This window comes from Loigolactobacillus zhaoyuanensis, from assembly GCF_003946385.1.
Classification (GTDB): domain Bacteria; phylum Bacillota; class Bacilli; order Lactobacillales; family Lactobacillaceae; genus Loigolactobacillus; species Loigolactobacillus zhaoyuanensis.
This window is the reverse complement of record NZ_RHOE01000006.1, coordinates 16,939-33,810: the sequence shown is the minus strand read 5'-3', so window position 1 is coordinate 33,810 and position 16,872 is coordinate 16,939. Positions and strand designations below refer to the sequence as shown.

Sequence of the window (16,872 nt, the reverse complement as noted above, 5' to 3'; positions counted from 1 at the left end):
TCGCGTCGTTTAGCCTCCATACGTCGCTTTTTCTTTTTAATCGCTGATTTTTTCTTCTTGCGTTTCACTAAGTCTTCTCACCTTTCTAATAGGCCCATGATCGATAATACGAGCCTTTAACACCCTGTACCGTTCTATCGTGTACATTTGTCCAACTCTAAAAACAGGCCCATCAAATCCAATATATTCGCCTTCTGGAAGGTGTATATCAATATATCTAGTCTTAACAAGGCCACCAAATTGACATACTAGTTTAATTTCAACGTGTTTCATTTTTGGCGTTTTCCTCCAGATTTTGCTCCTCAAAATAATAAGCAGTACCGCGTTGCATAATGCCTAGCTTGACTAGCTCCTCATAATCAAGGCTAATCGGTTTGATATGGTACTTAGCGATAAACGTGTTGATGCCGATTGTGTGTTGCTCAGAATGATGAACCGCACAGAGCGCCATAAAACGGTGCTTACTATGATCTATTTTTTTACGGTTCATCCCCATTCCAACGGTTTCAACGTGTGCATACTGCGCGCGGCGACGACAAATGACACATTCACGGTGTTCTAGACACTTTTTCTGTGCGAAATAATCGTTAGAGATTGCATCCCAGACCTTGGTGGCGAATGGCACATCATTTTCAAAGCAAAACGTCAGCAACGTCTCGATAAACAGCCTAGCCGTTGTCACACTGCAATTGCTTAAGCTAAATTGACCAGTAATCTCGGCATGCTCATTAATCGCTAACTGTTTCATCGTTGCTTCCACTTCTGGCGAATTACGACCCTCTCCCTGCCATTTCGCAATCTCATTGATCAAGATCCAAGCTTTAGCTCGTTGCTCTGGGGAAATCAGCCGATTATCAGTAAAAGTTAACTGTCCGGTTGCTGGCGCGCCGCCTGATAATTTATCGACTAACTCAAGGTTTAATGGTTCATCCAGATCGAGAGTGACGCGTTTACGATCATGACTGATCATCACTAGCTGTACAGCATTATTGGTCTCCATTATCATCATCTCCATTCACCCAGTCGTACATTGGAATTTCTGGCGTTCCAGCTGGCAACGGTGGTACTGTAGCCCGATCCGGTTCCTTTTGTTTCAGCGCCTTGACTTTCATTTGGTCATACTTTTCGCGTAGTTTTTTTGGTGATAAGATATTGGTCAGCCAAAATGAGTCAGCTTGGCACCACTCGATCATGTTTTTAATTTGATTTGGCGTTCTTTTGTCGCGCTCAATCATTAGACGAATATCATTAGACCAAGTTTGCAGATTAGGTTTTTTAGCATCTGGATTATTTGATTCAATTTTTTTGAATAAGTAAGTTGCTAATTTGTATTCTGTATCTGTTACCTGGTAAACACGCTTGCGTGATTTACGAGAAGATTCTTTATTACCTAACCTATCCTTACTCTTACCTTCACTAACCTTACCTAACCTAACCTGTGCTTCCGAATCGGATACACCTTGTATACATTTTGTATACGTACCATTGTCGCTCACTTTTAGTTGAGCCTTTTCATCCGTATAAACAGTAGGGCTATAGCGATCTTTTTGAATATAATTGTGGATACGCCAATCCTTAATAACGACGACACCCGTATCAAATGGCAAAATGAACTGCTTGGCTATTAATAGCTTAAGGTCGTCCTCATTTGCTTTAACCATACGCATCAGCGTTTTAACATTTGAAATAAATCCATCGTCGTCAGCATGCATATTTAGGTGAAAATAAAAGGCTTGTGATGACAATGGCATATCAAGAAATGGATCAGTATCAGTGATTTTTAAACTAAACATTCTTCGCTGTGCCAAAATTTAACCTCCTCTAAAATGGCATGTCGTCATCGGAAACTTCAACGTCATTACCACTAGGATAAGGAGGTGCGTCTTGCCGCCGGCTCATGTTATCCGATTTAGGTTCCAACAATGAGAAGTTATCAGCAACAACTTCGGTCACATAGACACGGGTTCCGGCATCATTGTCATAAGAACGTGTCTGAATCCGACCGACAAGCCCGACTAACGACCCTTTGTGCGTGAAGTTGGCGAAGTTTTCTGCGGACTTCCGCCACATTACACAGTTGATAAAATCTGCTTCACGTTCGCCAGATTTATTTGTGAACGGTCGGTTAACCGCTAAAGTAAATGAAGCTACTGCGGCGCCGCCAGCGGTGTAACGTAACTCCACATCACGGGTCAATCGACCGGTTAAAACAGCATTGTTAATCATTTGTTGTCCTCCACTACCTTCCATTCCGCCTGTACTGCGTTAAAGAACTTTGCAGCGTTACTTACTACTTGCAATTCCGAATCAGCATAGCCAACCTGGCCTAAAATTCGCTGATAAATATCCGGTTCTGGTTCGTGTGTCTTATCGCTGATCCGCTTGATAACTTTAGTTGCGTTATTTAAAATCCCACTAGATCCACTGCTTAGACCACTCTTATTACTGGTATTCTGATTATTAGGTCTCTGACTGCCACGCTTTTGGTTATCGTTATTAGCTTGCTGTTGCGGTGGCTCTGGCTGTGCACCGTCTCGGTCCTCGTCGGTGACAATGCCGAAGATAGCGGAGATCTGATAGCGCTTTGCATAAGTGATTGTGGCGCCGCCTTCTTGGGCAACAGACATCCGTTTATTTTCGGCAACCGTGATTAGGTAAGGCTCAAAGTGAATATATTCACCCGATGTATGTGTGATGATAGTGCCACAACCGATCTTGTTATCTTTGGTTACAGGGTATTGCATAACCGCTAAGCCGTTTTTGCTAGTCAATGGCAGTAGTTCTTGGTTGATACTATCTAGATTGGCGTATTTACTGTGAGAAATAGGATTATCCCTATCTTTTTTGATAGTTGGTAATTCTCCCTGAACCTTTGCAATTGCAGCCGTGATCTCTTTAATACTCTCTGAACGATCCATGCTATCCCTCCAAATACTCATATTCGACGGCAGAGTCATCCATAAACTGCTTTAACGCCATCAGCTGCTGCTGTGTACCGGCAATTCTTAACCGTGTTTCAATCAATTCCGGTACAGTATTAATAACTTCACCGGTTTCGGTGTCTACTGTTTTATTTCCAACTTGTTTCTGCTTCAATTTTTCGACCGCCGCAGCGGCTTCGGCTGCCTTACGCTCTTGTTCTTCAACTTCTTTTTGCTGGATAACCGCTTGATCAATACGTTTAAAAATTTCGACTAATGGTACACCGCTAGAAACCTGACTAACCCAACCTTCCGACTGTTGCCCGTTAGCTTCCGCGTATTTCCGCACCGATAGCGTTTCAGTCGTGATGCGATCGCGTTCTGCTTTGATTGCGGTCATGGTACCGGCGATGCCGTCCACAATTTTCTTGTGGCTAATCGACTTGTTTAACCATTCTGGATTAATTTCGACATCCGCGGCAGTGACACCGTAATTAGGCGCCATTTCGTCAATCAACGCTCGCACGTTCAGCAAACGCTGTTGGCGCTGGTGTTCTTCAAGTTCCTTGATACCGTCATCTATCGGAGTGATCACTTGTTTAATTGTTGCCTTTAAGCCATTAATACGTGCTTCAAAGTCATTTAATGGCTGATTGTAGCCACGTTTAATACTCTTGCGATTATCATCGAGCTCAGCAACGACCTTGCGCATTTCGGCACGTACTGATTTGGTGTCTGCTAAGGTATCCTCGGTAACGACCAAACCTTTATATTTCGCCGCATAATCAGTGATTGCCTGTTTCAGCTGTACTTCGTTAGTGATTACGATTGGCGCCGGCTTATATTCGATCGTAAACTGCGGTAAAATTGCAGTAACTTCATTTGCCATTGATTTAAGACCTCACTTTGTTTTATACTTAACTCGTAAAATTATTTAATATGATTATTTTGTTTGACCGCATGTATGGCAGTACGTGCGGTCTTTTTGTCGTCCTCACAAATTTTCACCCATTTATTAACGACTTTTTCGCGACGGTCAGACGGCGTGCTATCAAGGCCAAAAAATGCTTCAATGCCATCTTTTCCAAGATAGTAGGCACCAAGAACGCTTAGGGCCCACAAGATAATCATTCCAGAGCCTCCCAATTGATAACCAGCTTTCCTGGCAGCTTAGTTAAGCTAAAGCCTTCCGTCACCAACTGCTCGATGCTTTCATCGCTCAAATGATTATCAACAATCAAGCTCTTCTTACCCATATAAGCGGCCGTTTCAATGTCACTCTTTAATCGGACGACATATCCATTGCCTTGTGCCTTTTTAACGACTTCCGCAAACCCTTCAAAATCGAATTGATTATCCATTTAAAATTCCTTCTTTCTTTTTTACTAAATAACCTCTCAACAATCGCTAGCTTGTGAACGTGTGCCCCACGTTATTTTTTGATTACCATTTAGCGATTATTTTTCTAATAGCCTGTTCGGCCTCATCCGGGAAGTATAAAATTTTTTTTGCTTTACGCCCGTCTTCCTGTGGTGCTCGATGTTCAATGATTCGCATTTCAGGTTGATTTGCAAAATGATTACGGAAATACGAATCGCTGACACACATAATTTCTTCAAGCTTTTTCTGATCTATGGTCATGTATGTCAATTTGATATTCGCCAGTAATGGTTCGATTATTTTTCTGGCTTCATCACGGGTAAGATTATCAATGTGTTCAACCATCGACTCTGCCATTGCGATGCCCCTTTCTGTTTGCGATAATTAAGTTATTCCGATATAAGGAGATGAAAAACATGGAATTAAATCCTGACTGCATCCGCGATATTCTGTTAGTTGTTGAAAAAAATGCTACTTTTGGTCAATGGATAGATACATCTGCTTTTGAAAAATCAGATATTTTTAGTAGATACACTGCCGACCAAGTTATTTATCATATTCGACAGGCACAATGGGCCGGATTACTCCAACAAGTTAAATGGACAATGGACGGGTTTATAATTCAAGACTTAAGCCCAGAAGGTCATGAATTCTTATCAAATATCCGTCAAGATACCAATTGGAATCAGACAAAGAAAATTGCTGCCAAGGTTGGTTCTTTTTCTGTCAGTACACTCACTACCATCGCAAGTGGTGTTATTTCTGATTTAATTAAGAAAAACTTGCATCTAAGCTAGAAACCAAAATTTTCATTCTTACCTTGCTAGGCTGATTAGGCTGAACATGAATTCGCATGTCTTCTACACCTGCGATTTTTACACCGTTCAACTCAATTCGGCCTTTTTTGATAGTTAAAGTATCGCTGCTTATCTGATTGACTAAATTGGTGCTACACCGCTTCACATACTCTTCGTAATGCTGGATATATTCCTCCTTGTTGACCGGTTCTCCGGAAAATGTCAGGCCTGCAAAAATATTTTGGTTAATTGTTTTAACCTTGTCTCCAGAAATAGTTCCGCTGGTAATCTTGTGATTTTCTGTCATTCTGCAATCCCCCTTATTCAAAAAGTTCACCTTGCGCATTTTGGTTTGCAATCTCTAAACGTGTCTCCGTGTCGGGTAACCACGCTTCAACATAGCGGATGCCTTCGTCAAACTTGATTCGTGGTAGTTCACCATACCGTGGGATCTCGAAGTAACGTTTAAAATCATGCCAGCACTGCTGGAAAACGGATGAACCAAGCTTGCTGTACGCCGGCGCTTTCTTACCGCCAATGATCTGCATCACATGCTTGTTGACTGCCATGCGCAATTGCTGTTCCTGAACACCAGACACGCGCATAGTGTCTTCCAGAGTGGTAACGCGGTCGTCGATTTCTAAAACCGATTTAACTGCTAGAGACAATTGTTCGGTTGCACTCATTGGCTTTTGTGGCAAACGCAGCTGCGGATTGAAATAGTTTTCCTCAAGCTGATCAAAGACATCCCATGCCCGATCAGTGCCAACCATTTTCGAGTGGCGGGCGGCACCGCGTTTCGTCCAAAGATAAAGGGATCTCGTCATTGAGCTAATTTGCAAGTCGAAATTTTCGACTTGCAATTTAAACATCTTCAATTTTTCACCTTGTAGTTTGAAGTAGTGTTTCCCTTCAATGAATTTGTCCTTGTTATTATTAAAATTTTGCTTAATAGCCTTTTCTGTTGTTCCATAAAATTCTGCTAATTGTTCGGTGGTTAGAATCAGTTCATTGTTAAATTTAATTTGTGGTAATTCTTCCAAAGTGCTTCCTTCTTTCTTCACTAGCTGGCCTCATGTTTCTTACGTAATGTATAACTTAAAGTTGACGTAGGGGTAAATTTAATAGCGTCACTAGGCCACTTATATAATTTAGCAAAAGCCTCTCCCCAGCCAACCGGTGTTTCTTCTGGATGCTTTTCAAAAAATGAAATACGTTGGCGCGAAACTTTCGTGCCTAAATAGTCAGTTAACTCTTGAGCGACCTGTTCTTGACTTAAACCAGCATTAATTCTTGCAGCCCGTAAAGTGATACGCATCAAATTTTTTGGCAAATTATTTCCTCCTTCCTTGATGAACAAGTTCAGTATAAGTCAACTTAAAGTTATAGTCAATAACTTTACATAACTTTTTATAACTTTAGGTTGACTTTAGATAACATTATGTTATTATTATTTGTGACATAGATAGGAAGTGAAACAATGGCTACAGGAAATAAAATATCTCAACAAATTCAATATTTAAGATCAAAACGTGGTTGGACCCAAGAACAGCTTGCCGATAAATTAAGTGTATCTAAACAAACCGTTTCAAATTGGGAAACTGGCCAAAAGAGTCCGAGAATGGGCGCACTACAGAAAATGTCAGATTTATTTGAAGTTTCCATTGGATACATCACTGATGGAGATGGCACAGAAGAATTGCTTGATACAAAGATCAGCATGACTGTTGCTAAATTAAGCGATGATCATAAACTCAGCGTCTATAAATTTGCTCGGCAACAACTAGCAGCCCAAGAAAAGCCTGAATTACCTGCGGCTTTAGCAGCTCACGCAGATGATGTTGATCATAAATATACTAATGAAGAAATACAGAAAAACGTTAATTTTCTTAATGATGCTATCCACAAATACAAAAAGAACAACAAGTAGGTGTTGGGATTGAACAGATATGAGGAAACTTGCAGTGAATTATACCCAGATATAATTGTTTTAGAACCAAATAATCTTCACAAAAAAACTGGTTGGTGGGGTACTTTTGAAATTGATGACGGTCAACCATATATTTTTATTGAACCAATGCAGTCTGCAACCGATAAATATCAAGTATTAAAAGAAGAGTTCTATCATGTTTTAACGGCTGTAAGCATTTTGTTAGAGCGGCCTAATATGAATTACTACCAACGCCTTTCGGTACGTAAGCAAGAGCTAATTGCCCGGCATCTCGCCTATAAAGATATCATTACACTTGATGATCTAATCAAGTGTTGGCAAGATGGTCTAATCTATGAATGGGAAATTGCCAATCAGCTTGACGTCACTCCAGAGTTTTTGCATAATGCAATTCAATACTTAAAATCGGTTTATCCAACACGATTTATCGCTGAAACAACTTCTGGTATTTATCGAATTGTAATTAATGCAACATTTAATTTTTATTTACTGGATGCCAAATTGACGGCATAAAAAATTCCTACTCGTCGGTAACTCTAGGACATTGCGGTCTAATTACTTGTTGAAAATCATTTTGCTTTTGGAAAATATGAGTGTGATTTAACTCGTGGAGTTTAATTATTTGGATAAAACTTTGGAGGTCTATATGTAGGATGACTTTCAAGTGGAAGGAATTGTGGTGCTATAGATGGAATCATTTTATGATAGAGTTATGAGGCTAGCAATCAATCATGGATATACACCCAATTCTTTCGAAAGTTCTTTAGGAATTGGTCAAAATTCATCCTATCGCTGGAAAACAAGCCTTCCCAATGTACAAACAATGATAAAAATCTCTAATAAATTAAATATTTCTGTAGATTACTTATTAAATTTATCTGAAAAATCTCATGCAATAGATAATTTTAAAATTGAAGACTTTTTGAATTACATTTCCGACCTATCTATCAACATTACAGCAAAAAATAGAATTGTCTCTTTTCAAGACAGAAACAATATCTATAAATTATTAATGACCTATTTAAGCTCAATAAACATAGACATACAAGAAAAAATTACAACTAAATCAGTTAAAGAACTTCCAAAATCAAGTAGTTTAAAAACGGAGGCTCAGCTCAATGATGGGAAAAACACATACTTTGTTTATACCCCTGACGGCCATTTTGTTGTTCAGGGAAATGCTACAGAACTGGCTAGATTTATGCATGTTACTCCTTCCGCGATAGCTCAAGCAAAAGACCAATTTGGATCCACTAACTCTCAAGGGTTAATAATTTCAACTAGTACTGATTCAATGCATCTTGCCAAGCTTAGAGCTGGGTTTCAAAATTCTAGAAGAAAAAGACCACAAATTACAAATAATCTGCCAATTTATGTTTTTGATTTATCGGGAAACATCATCGAAGTAGTTCGCGGCACTCAAGAATTAAAAAGAAGTAAAATATATGATAATTCTAAAAAAAGCAATATTTCTGAAGCTGTGGATCAAAAAGCAATCTCAGCATACAAAGGATATATTTTATTGAGTAACTGTAATCCTAAAGACTTCTCTGCTGCCTTAGAAAAGGTAGCTTCATGTAAACTACCAGATTCATACTCAGTAAACACCTATGCATATAGCACTGACGGCAAGTTCATTGGTCACTTTTTAAATTTGAAGGAGCTCATAAAGGCAACTGAAGTTAAACCCATCCGAATTTTTAAAGCTCTTGACGCCAAAATATTTGCAACAATAGATGGCTATATTTTCGCTTCACATAATGAATCCGGCTATATATCAGAGCTCTTAAACAATGCAAGATTATCACCTTTATTTAAGCTTCCGCATAAATCAAAAATATATTATGCATGGACAAAAAAAGGAGAATTATTTTTTAAATCAACAAAATTATCTGATTTTGCAGATAAATTCGGTGTTAGCAGACAGGCTGTTCAATCTGCTTTTAAAGATGGAAGACAGGTTGCTGGTTTTGTTATAACAGCCGATAACTCCAACAACGTAATTATTCCCACAATTATATCTGCATGGACACGACACTCTCAAAAAGGACGGCCTAAAAATAAATTACCTAATTGAATAAATAAAGTTTTGGAGGGGTTATTTTGAAAAAATCATTTGTTGTTGGATTGTTGTTGCTTTCGTCCTTATCTCTGGCTGCATGCGGGAATAACAGTTCAGCAGAAAAAGCCAGCTCATCCGACAACGCACGGTCAGAAAGTATCAGTAAAGCTAAGAAAGAATCACTCGCCAAAGTAAAGTCGGAATCCAAAGCTAAAGCAGCTAGTGAGTCACAGGCTAAGGCAGCGTCCGAAAGTAGTGCCAAAGCTGCAAGCGAATCAGCAGCGGCGTCTAGTGCTGCTGTAGCATCATCTCAAGCAGCGTCTAGCTCGTCACAGGCAGCAGCAACTAGCCAGGCTCAACAGTCAACCGCTCAAACTCAGGGTGAAGTCAATCAGGATCGCGGTTATGATCCTAACGGTAATCCAATAATGCCTGGTCAAGATCATGCTGCTGGTACTAATCCTGACGGAACAACAGATTCTTGGGTCTCTGGACAAGACGATTGGGCTAAGCAGAATGGCTATGAAAATCAAGACGGAACGCCAACTGCAAAGGGACAATCTGCAATTGACGAAACGATGCAAAACGCCTATTGATGAGGTACGTCCAAATACTGAAGACATTAAAAGCTGATATTTATTTTGGGGGGATTTTTTTGGCTAATAAAATAAAAGGCGCCGATGGTAAAATGTATAAACAGGTTGTTCCAAGCACAAACCGTAAACGTACGTTAGAAATCGTATTTGGCGCTATTAGCCTTGTAGTGTCACTTGTTTCACTAGCTTCTGGTTTTGGGTTAGCAGCAGTAGCGGATTCATTCGGTGGTGGTGGCTCATACACTGGCGAATTAATGTTTGGCATAATCTTATCAATCATTGCATTTGGCTTAATCTTCTTGATTAACAAAAAACATGCATTAGTAAGCTTGGCTATTGTTGTTTTAGGATTCGTATTATTATTTTCTTGTGGTAATTTCGGTATTATTGGAGGATTTTTGTTCATTATTACCGGTCTTATTGCACTCTTTAGAAAGTAGGTTGGGGAAATGTCTAAAAAAATAACAGATGAAAATGGTAATCAATTTGTCGAAGTAAAACCGTGGTATAAACGTTGGTGGATTTGGGTAATTATTGTCGTAGTAGCTGTTTTCGCAATTGGTGCTTTTGGCGGCGGTAATGATGATTCTAGCAGCAAGTCAGATTCGTCTACTAAAAAAGCCACAACATCACAAACAAACGATGCTGATGATACAGGCACTGCAACTAATGGGACGGTCAAAATTGATAATGGAACAGCAACTGTCTTATCAAAACAAACATATGATCCGAACTGGTCTGATGATACTTGGGCTGGCACAACCGTTAAAATTGACAAAGTAACTGTCATCAAAGTTAAGCCTTTCAAAGATACCGATGAAAAAAACAATGTTTATAACGGTGTCGTCAAAGTACACTATGTCATTAGCCCTACTAAAGACATTCATTTTTATGCTACTCAAGGCACACTGAATACTAATGACGGCCAGCAAGTTGATGCCAACATGTACACCAGCGATGACTTTGATGGAGATATCAATCAGGGTGCTACTAAATCAGGTAATGTTATCTATACTTTGAAAACCCTAAATAACGTTAAAGACATCACTTCATTGCGCTTAAAATGGGATGCTGATTATGACACTGATAATTACGAAGATGAAAATGCTAATAAGACTTACGATATAACTGTTAATTTGCAATAGTTACCATACAAATCTTGGAGGGATTATTATGTCCGATAGTGAAAAAAATAACGCACAAAATCAGTCATCGCCAAATAAAAAAATACGAAAGAGTCATTATGTAGATCGTGAATTCGAGCGTAGAAGTACTGTGATGCCACAACCCATGTCAGAAGACATAATGACTAGCATAATTAAGGCCAAGAAAAACGCTAAAAATAAAGACAATACTAATAAGTAACCGTAGTTTTTTCTTGTAGCTTTTTTTAAATTTATTATTGTTTTTTCTACTTTCTTGTTCTAAAAAGATAAATATTTTGACTTTCTGTTCAATATTTATGTATTGATGAAATACGACTTTACCTTCTAACTCACGAGCCATATCCAAGACCTGTTTTTCTGATACATTATTATCCATTGAGTTTACATTATCAATCAGTAATTCAAATGTTTCGTTCCTTATATCATTTGGAAATGCCTTTAATTGACCTGCAGTTACACAATGTGAATTAAAATCAAAAATATACACCATTCCAGGTTGTGAAGTCATAGCTAACTGCCAAGTCGACAATAAATTGATTGGTGATAATCCAGTCATCGAACGTACTAGATTAACCAAAGTTACTAGCCCTTTAACAAGTGGTATAAAACTGAGATTTAATATAAACAAATAAAGTATGGCTAAGAATACTCCAAAAACTATACCATAACTTACTGGATTTACCATTTTCCATACTAAATAAACTGGTGCAACGTCTAAAATTGTCAAAATCAACATCCATAATTTATTGTCTGAACTATTATTGGATATGGAAATCAAATTAGTCTGTTTTAGCAGCGTAAAACTTAATAAACCTGGTATGCCTAACATTAATACTTGATAAATAATCTGCGACATTTGATTTGAAGACACTAAATTAACCACCGTTTCATCTTGATAAAATAGCACATCCCCTCACCGACCAAAGTAAACGGGATGTGCTAACCAAATCACACGCAATAATTGCGCGCTATTTACATATAAAATTTTACCTTAAAGGAGGTGATTTGACAATCTCAACCTTGTGAACGTGTGCCCCACTAAACTAGGAGTGAGATCAATGAGCAAAATTAAATATAGCAACAAATATAAACATGTATTCAGTTATGGTACCGTGAGTGGAACACTCTACGGTTTCCGGTTTCCTTATTATGATAATAACGAAGTGCGTCATGAAAAACAAAAACGTAAGTTTGAAACCGAGGAATCTGCCTACAAAGCCTTATTAAAAGTACAGCTAGATATTGCTAATAATAACATCGCAAGTGTATCCTCATCTGAGATGACATTTGAACAATGGAGCAAACAATGGTTAGAGTCTAAGCTTGGAGCGGTTAAACCATCAACGTATAGTAGATATAAGACTGTCTTAACTTATCAAATTAATCCTTTGATAGGTAAGCAAAAGTTATCTGAGTTAAACAAAATCACCTATCAACGATTAGTGATCACGCCGTTGGTTCAAAAAGGACTACTAAAAAAGACTATTCTCAACTATAATTCCGTTACCATGAACGTTATCAATTCAGCGGTCGATAATGAAATTATTGTCAGAAACAAATTATCCGGTGTGAGCATTCCTAATACTGGGAAGTTAGAACGTCGTATTATGACCGAAAGTGAACTTAAAATTTTTAATCAGCAGCTTAAGAAAGCTCCATTACGCATTCAGGCTGGCATCATGCTGTTAGAATATACTGGTATGCGCAAAGGCGAAGCACTTGGGCTCAGATGGGCGGACATTGACTTTGATAACCAAAAAATCTCGATCAAACGAACACGCGATAAATTTGGTGCACGGAGTCCAAAAACTCAAAGTGGCCGACGTGACGTCACAGCAAATGATAAGCTGCTTCACATATTGCGTCAATACCGTACAGAAACGATTGCTGTAGCCTTACAGCAAGGTCGTGGTGCAATTGTAAATAAGGATAGCTATGTACTATTGAGCCGCTTGTGTAAGCCTATGAACGAAAGCCACCTCAGATATAACTTGAAATCCTTACTAAAATCAGCGGGCTTGAAATCTCTGATTGATCACTTCACTCTTCACACCTTTCGTCATATGTATGGCTCGTATTTAGTAGCTAACGGTAAAAATATCGTAGCCATTTCAAAAGAACTTGGACACGAAGACCCCTCAATTACTTTGAGAATTTATAGTCATGTTATCCCAGGAAGCGAAGACAATATGTCACAAGACTTTCTAAATAGCATTAGCAATTAGATTGCTGTGGTAAGTGCTGTGGTAGCTAACATTAAGTAAGTACAATGAGTCCTATCTAATCACCTTTTTTGAAGTAATTATGGCTTTCTGCGCTTTCTTCAACGATTGTCCTTGTAATTTGGCATCTTTAATCATTTTTTGCTACACTAAGACCAGATTATTAGAAATTAGGTGGAAATATTGGCTGTTGAACAATTATTGACCGTGACCAGTTCGGTGACGAAACAGACTAATTTATTAACGCGTTTTATCCAAAATATTCAATGGGAAACTATTTTAGGTAAGGTCGTTGCTGTGGTTTTGGAACTATTGCTTTTAAGTTTATTATTCTGGATCATTAATCGAGTGACTCGCTTAGTTCTCGAGCGTAGCTTTAGTAATTATAAAACAAAGCGTAATCTGAGTGAAGGTCGCGCGCAAACGATCTATACATTGATCCTTAATAGTTTTAAGTATTTGATCTTCTTCTTTTATTTATACGCTATTTTAAGCATCCTCGGGGTGCCTGTGGGAACACTCATCGCTAGTGCCGGTATTTTGAGTGTGGCAATTGGCCTTGGCGCGCAAAGTTTAGTCAAAGATTTCTTATCCGGCTTTTTTATCCTTTTAGAGCAACAATTGGATGTTGGTGATCATATTAAGGTAGGCACGATCGAAGGTACTGTCATGTCGGTCGGTTTAAGAACAACACAAGTTAAAAGTTTTGATGGTACGTTGAATTTCATCCCAAACAGTAACATCAATATTGTTAGTAATCTATCCCGCAGCAATATGCGTGTACAAATTGATGTGCGTCTCTTTCCCGACACCGACTCTGAAAAAGTACAGACTGTGCTCACCGAAGTGAACCAAGAATTAGCTCCAAAATATCCGGATATTCAATCTGGTCCTGATGTTTTTGGCCTAGTTGATCTCGGTAACGGTAACTTTGCCGTACGTGTACTGCTTTATACACAAAATGGTGCTCAGGGGCGGATTCAAAGTGATTTTCTGGCCGCTTACATCGCTGCTTTAAGCGACGCTGGCATTAAATTACCGACAACACCATTATTGACTAGTTAATTTACTGAAAAGTCACATTAGTGGCTTTTTTGTTGGCTTGTGAATTGTCAAATCACCAGACTAGCTCTACAATAGTGTTAGAATACAATTTGAAAAGGAGTTCACTATGACTGAGTTATTACAACCTAAATTACGTTTAGCCGATGGTCACACAATGCCCCAGCTAGGTTTTGGCGTCTATAAATTAGCCGATCAAGCGACAATGAATACTGCTATTGCTGCAGCCAATCGATCCGGCTATCATTTATTCGATACGGCGCAAGCATACGGCAACGAAGCAATCTTAGGGACTGCTTTTAAAGAATTGACCATTCCCCGTACAGAATTATTCATCATCACTAAAGTCGCTGAGGTTAATCAAGGCTACGATAATACATTACGTTCAGTTGAACGTTCACTCAAACTGCTTCAAACTGACTACCTTGATCTCTTATTGGTTCATTGGCCGATCCATTCCCAGTTTTTTGAAACTTGGCGTGCCTTTGAACGTTTAAAAGCTGAAAAAATCGTTCGCAGTATTGGTGTCTCCAACTACCATCAAACCCATCTGGATTACTTGGCAACCCGTGCCAACGAGCAGCCAGTAGTCAATCAAATCGAAAACCATCCCTATTTGTCGCAAGAACCATTACTGGCTTATGATCGTAAACAACAAATCGTTAGTCAGGCCTGGAGCCCACTTGGTCGTGGTGTTGTTCTGCAAGACCCTGTGTTGGCGAAAATTGCCAGCCAACACCATCGTTCAGTTGCGCAAATTATTTTACGCTGGCATATACAGCGTGGCTTAGCTATTATTCCTAAATCACAGAATCCACAACGGATCAGTGAAAATGCTGCTATCTTTGATTTCAAGTTAGATGCAGATGAGATGACGGCAATTGCTCGCTTAAACCGTCGCCAAAGAACTGGCGCTGACCCTGAAGTTGTTTACGAGATCGAACATCAATACCATTAACTTATGCGACTGCAACGCTTAATTTATTTGAGATAAGGAGATCTGCAACTATGACTGCTGCCAATCACGATTATACTTTTCCTATAAAAATCACCAAAGGCACTGACCGTTTTTTTATTCAGTTTTTAACGATTCCGCAATTAACTGCCTCTGGTGAAATCTATGCTGAAGCTGAATATTACGCTTATCGTGTGCTAGCAGATCATTTGCTAGCGCTTAAAACCCAACCGGCCAAGATCGAGGCGCTGACTGGTACAAGTGCTGAGCAAACTGTCGATGATCAATCTTTTCTGAGTCTCATTATCGTGCCACAAAATTTAGATCCACATAAAATGCAAGCCCAGTTCGTTATCCCTCATGACACACCTGAACATGCCCACAATGAAATCAATAAAATCACACGCTTGATCAATGAAGAACTCCAATAAAAATAACCAGCCAAATTTGGCTGGTTATTTTTTAAGTTTAACTAAATCTGTGCTAATGCCTGATCCAAGTCAGCTAGTAAATCATCAGCATTTTCAATCCCAATTGATAAGCGAATTAAGTCTGGTGTAATACCAGTTTGTTTCAATTCGGCTTCGTTCAATTGAGCGTGTGTCGTTGAAGCTGGATGAATGATCAAAGAATGGGCATCGCCAACGTTGGCTAACAATGAGAATAGATCAAGATGTTCGATCAGTGCCTTACCCGCAGCCTCGCCGCCTTTTAAACCGATCGTAAAGATCGAGCCAGCACCTTTCGGGAAGTACTTCGTCGCTAACGCATGGTATGGGCTATCAGCTAATTCAGGATAGTTGACCCAAGCGACCTTTGGATGTTCATTTAAATAGTTAACGATTTTGCGGGTATTGCTAACATGGCGTTCAACTCGCAGTGATAGGCTTTCTAATCCTTGAATCAGCAAGAATGAGTTAAATGGGCTAATCGTGCCACCGAGATCACGCAAAGTTTGTGCCCGCACCTTAGTGGTAAAAGCCGCTGGCGCAACATCTGTCCAGACCAAGCCGTTATATTGTGGATCAGGGGTAGTAAAGCCAGCGTAACGTCCACTAGCTGCATAATCGAATTGACCATTTTCTACGATCACGCCACCCATGGTCGTGCCATGACCACCAATAAATTTAGTTGCTGAATGGACAACAACATCCACGCCGTGATCTAAGGGTTGAATCAAATATGGTGTGCCAAAAGTATTATCGGCGATCAGGATCAAGCCATGTTTATGGGCAATGGCGGCAACCGCCTCTAAATCGATCAAGTTGATGCCTGGATTACCAATGGTTTCTACATACAAAGCTTTCGTATGCTCATTGATTTCTGTTTCAAAGTTAGCTGGATCATCGGGATCAACAAAATGTGTTGTGATCCCTAATTTTTTCAACGTTACACTGAACAGATCGTACGTACCACCATACAATGTACTGGCAGAGACGATCTCGTCACCAGCATCCGCTACGTTAAGAATTGCCGCAGTGATCGCCGCAGATCCAGTTGCTAAAGCGACACCAGCAGTTCCATTTTCCAAGGCTGCAACTCTTTTTTCTAAAACGTCAGTCGTCGGATTAGTTAGCCGTGTATAAATATTACCGGCATCAGTCAAGGCAAAGCGTCCAGCTGCTTGGGCTGCATCTTTAAAGACATAAGACGTGGTCTGATAGATTGGTACGGCACGCGCGCCTGTTTCATCGACTGTTTGACCAGCAGTAACTTGCAACGTTTCGAAATGTAATGATTCTTTTGACATAATATTACCC

At 39.4% G+C, this 16,872-nt stretch carries 25 protein-coding genes; 11 read left to right on the top strand and 14 right to left on the bottom strand.

Features of this window, described 5'->3' with window-relative positions; translation table 11 throughout:
- Positions 1–36: 36 nt before the first annotated feature.
- From EKM76_RS02345 to EKM76_RS02305, 9 genes are all read right to left on the bottom strand, one after another.
- A complete protein-coding gene (locus tag EKM76_RS02345) occupies positions 37–273 on the bottom strand; it encodes a hypothetical protein (RefSeq protein WP_125549062.1) in 237 nt (78 codons plus the stop codon).
- On the bottom strand, positions 260–1,000 hold the full coding sequence (locus EKM76_RS02340) for a putative HNHc nuclease (RefSeq protein ID WP_225417857.1): 741 nt from the start codon (positions 998–1,000) through the stop codon (positions 260–262). The genes EKM76_RS02345 and EKM76_RS02340 overlap by 14 nt, the downstream gene beginning before the upstream one ends.
- Complete coding sequence (locus tag EKM76_RS02335; RefSeq protein WP_125549061.1) at positions 987–1,808, bottom strand: replication protein; 822 nt, start codon at positions 1,806–1,808, stop codon at positions 987–989. Before EKM76_RS02335 ends, EKM76_RS02340 begins: the two co-directional genes overlap by 14 nt.
- A gap of 13 nt (positions 1,809–1,821) precedes the next feature.
- Entirely contained in the window at positions 1,822–2,226 is a 405-nt protein-coding gene (ssb, locus tag EKM76_RS02330) for a single-stranded DNA-binding protein (RefSeq protein ID WP_125549060.1), read from the bottom strand.
- Entirely contained in the window at positions 2,223–2,918 is a 696-nt protein-coding gene (locus EKM76_RS02325) for an ERF family protein (protein ID WP_164507563.1), read from the bottom strand. Before EKM76_RS02325 ends, ssb begins: the two co-directional genes overlap by 4 nt.
- A 1-nt stretch (position 2,919) precedes the next feature.
- The gene (locus EKM76_RS02320) at positions 2,920–3,810 is read right to left on the bottom strand and encodes a DUF1351 domain-containing protein (RefSeq protein ID WP_125549058.1); all 891 of its coding nucleotides are present in this window, start codon (positions 3,808–3,810) and stop codon (positions 2,920–2,922) included.
- A 41-nt stretch (positions 3,811–3,851) separates the two neighbouring features.
- A complete protein-coding gene (locus EKM76_RS02315; protein ID WP_125549057.1) occupies positions 3,852–4,052 on the bottom strand; it encodes a hypothetical protein in 201 nt (66 codons plus the stop codon).
- Positions 4,049–4,282 (bottom strand): hypothetical protein, encoded by a 234-nt coding sequence (locus EKM76_RS02310; RefSeq protein WP_125549056.1) that lies wholly within the window; start codon positions 4,280–4,282, stop codon positions 4,049–4,051. Before EKM76_RS02310 ends, EKM76_RS02315 begins: the two co-directional genes overlap by 4 nt.
- 82 nt (positions 4,283–4,364) lie before the next feature.
- Positions 4,365–4,658, bottom strand: a complete 294-nt coding sequence (locus tag EKM76_RS02305; protein ID WP_125549055.1) for a hypothetical protein — start codon at positions 4,656–4,658, stop codon at positions 4,365–4,367.
- 59 nt (positions 4,659–4,717) lie between these two features.
- Here EKM76_RS02305 and EKM76_RS02300 point away from each other — a divergent pair, with 59 nt between their 5' ends.
- Positions 4,718–5,098: a DUF2513 domain-containing protein gene (locus EKM76_RS02300; RefSeq protein WP_125549054.1), complete on the top strand. Its 381-nt coding sequence runs from the start codon at positions 4,718–4,720 to the stop codon at positions 5,096–5,098.
- Here EKM76_RS02300 and EKM76_RS02295 read toward each other — a convergent pair.
- The 3 genes from EKM76_RS02295 to EKM76_RS02285 are packed head-to-tail and all read right to left on the bottom strand — an operon-like array spanning position 5,073 to position 6,431.
- Positions 5,073–5,405 (bottom strand): hypothetical protein, encoded by a 333-nt coding sequence (locus EKM76_RS02295; RefSeq protein WP_125549053.1) that lies wholly within the window; start codon positions 5,403–5,405, stop codon positions 5,073–5,075. The genes EKM76_RS02300 and EKM76_RS02295 overlap by 26 nt on opposite strands.
- A gap of 13 nt (positions 5,406–5,418) precedes the next feature.
- Positions 5,419–6,162, bottom strand: a complete 744-nt coding sequence (locus EKM76_RS02290) for an ORF6C domain-containing protein (protein ID WP_225417856.1) — start codon at positions 6,160–6,162, stop codon at positions 5,419–5,421.
- Complete coding sequence (locus EKM76_RS02285) at positions 6,162–6,431, bottom strand: helix-turn-helix domain-containing protein (protein WP_225417855.1); 270 nt, start codon at positions 6,429–6,431, stop codon at positions 6,162–6,164. The genes EKM76_RS02290 and EKM76_RS02285 overlap by 1 nt, the downstream gene beginning before the upstream one ends.
- Before the next feature lie 147 nt (positions 6,432–6,578).
- Between EKM76_RS02285 and EKM76_RS02280 the strand changes: the two genes are divergently transcribed.
- The 6 genes from EKM76_RS02280 (at position 6,579) to EKM76_RS02255 (ending at position 10,852) form a co-directional block, all read left to right on the top strand.
- A complete protein-coding gene (locus EKM76_RS02280) occupies positions 6,579–7,028 on the top strand; it encodes a helix-turn-helix domain-containing protein (RefSeq protein ID WP_125549052.1) in 450 nt (149 codons plus the stop codon).
- Between the two features lie 9 nt (positions 7,029–7,037).
- Positions 7,038–7,562: a hypothetical protein gene (locus tag EKM76_RS02275; protein ID WP_125549051.1), complete on the top strand. Its 525-nt coding sequence runs from the start codon at positions 7,038–7,040 to the stop codon at positions 7,560–7,562.
- Positions 7,563–7,737: 175 nt separating this feature from the next.
- Positions 7,738–9,126, top strand: a complete 1,389-nt coding sequence (locus tag EKM76_RS02270; RefSeq protein ID WP_125549050.1) for a helix-turn-helix domain-containing protein — start codon at positions 7,738–7,740, stop codon at positions 9,124–9,126.
- A 26-nt stretch (positions 9,127–9,152) separates the two neighbouring features.
- A complete protein-coding gene (locus EKM76_RS02265) occupies positions 9,153–9,707 on the top strand; it encodes a hypothetical protein (protein WP_125549049.1) in 555 nt (184 codons plus the stop codon).
- Positions 9,708–9,766: 59 nt separating this feature from the next.
- Positions 9,767–10,147, top strand: coding sequence for a hypothetical protein (locus EKM76_RS02260; RefSeq protein WP_125549048.1), 381 nt, complete (start codon positions 9,767–9,769; stop codon positions 10,145–10,147).
- A gap of 9 nt (positions 10,148–10,156) precedes the next feature.
- On the top strand, positions 10,157–10,852 hold the full coding sequence (locus tag EKM76_RS02255) for a hypothetical protein (protein ID WP_125549047.1): 696 nt from the start codon (positions 10,157–10,159) through the stop codon (positions 10,850–10,852).
- A 148-nt stretch (positions 10,853–11,000) separates the two neighbouring features.
- On the opposite strand, the gene EKM76_RS02250 is transcribed toward EKM76_RS02255, so the two are convergent.
- A complete protein-coding gene (locus EKM76_RS02250; protein ID WP_164507562.1) occupies positions 11,001–11,729 on the bottom strand; it encodes a hypothetical protein in 729 nt (242 codons plus the stop codon).
- 202 nt (positions 11,730–11,931) lie between these two features.
- On the opposite strand from EKM76_RS02250, the gene EKM76_RS02245 reads away from it, so the two are divergent.
- The 4 genes from EKM76_RS02245 to EKM76_RS02230 all read left to right on the top strand — a co-directional run bounded on the left by EKM76_RS02245 (position 11,932) and on the right by EKM76_RS02230 (position 15,543).
- A complete protein-coding gene (locus EKM76_RS02245; protein ID WP_125549045.1) occupies positions 11,932–13,098 on the top strand; it encodes a tyrosine-type recombinase/integrase in 1,167 nt (388 codons plus the stop codon).
- 171 nt (positions 13,099–13,269) lie between these two features.
- Positions 13,270–14,160 carry a mechanosensitive ion channel family protein gene (locus EKM76_RS02240; RefSeq protein ID WP_225417854.1) on the top strand — a complete coding sequence of 297 codons (891 nt, stop codon included), beginning with the start codon at positions 13,270–13,272 and terminating at the stop codon, positions 14,158–14,160.
- 106 nt (positions 14,161–14,266) lie between these two features.
- Positions 14,267–15,115 (top strand): aldo/keto reductase, encoded by an 849-nt coding sequence (locus tag EKM76_RS02235; RefSeq protein ID WP_125549043.1) that lies wholly within the window; start codon positions 14,267–14,269, stop codon positions 15,113–15,115.
- Between the two features lie 50 nt (positions 15,116–15,165).
- Positions 15,166–15,543 carry a hypothetical protein gene (locus EKM76_RS02230; protein WP_125549042.1) on the top strand — a complete coding sequence of 126 codons (378 nt, stop codon included), beginning with the start codon at positions 15,166–15,168 and terminating at the stop codon, positions 15,541–15,543.
- Between the two features lie 41 nt (positions 15,544–15,584).
- On the opposite strand, the gene EKM76_RS02225 is transcribed toward EKM76_RS02230, so the two are convergent.
- Positions 15,585–16,862, bottom strand: a complete 1,278-nt coding sequence (locus EKM76_RS02225; RefSeq protein ID WP_125549041.1) for an O-acetylhomoserine aminocarboxypropyltransferase/cysteine synthase family protein — start codon at positions 16,860–16,862, stop codon at positions 15,585–15,587.
- Positions 16,863–16,872 lie beyond the last annotated feature (10 nt).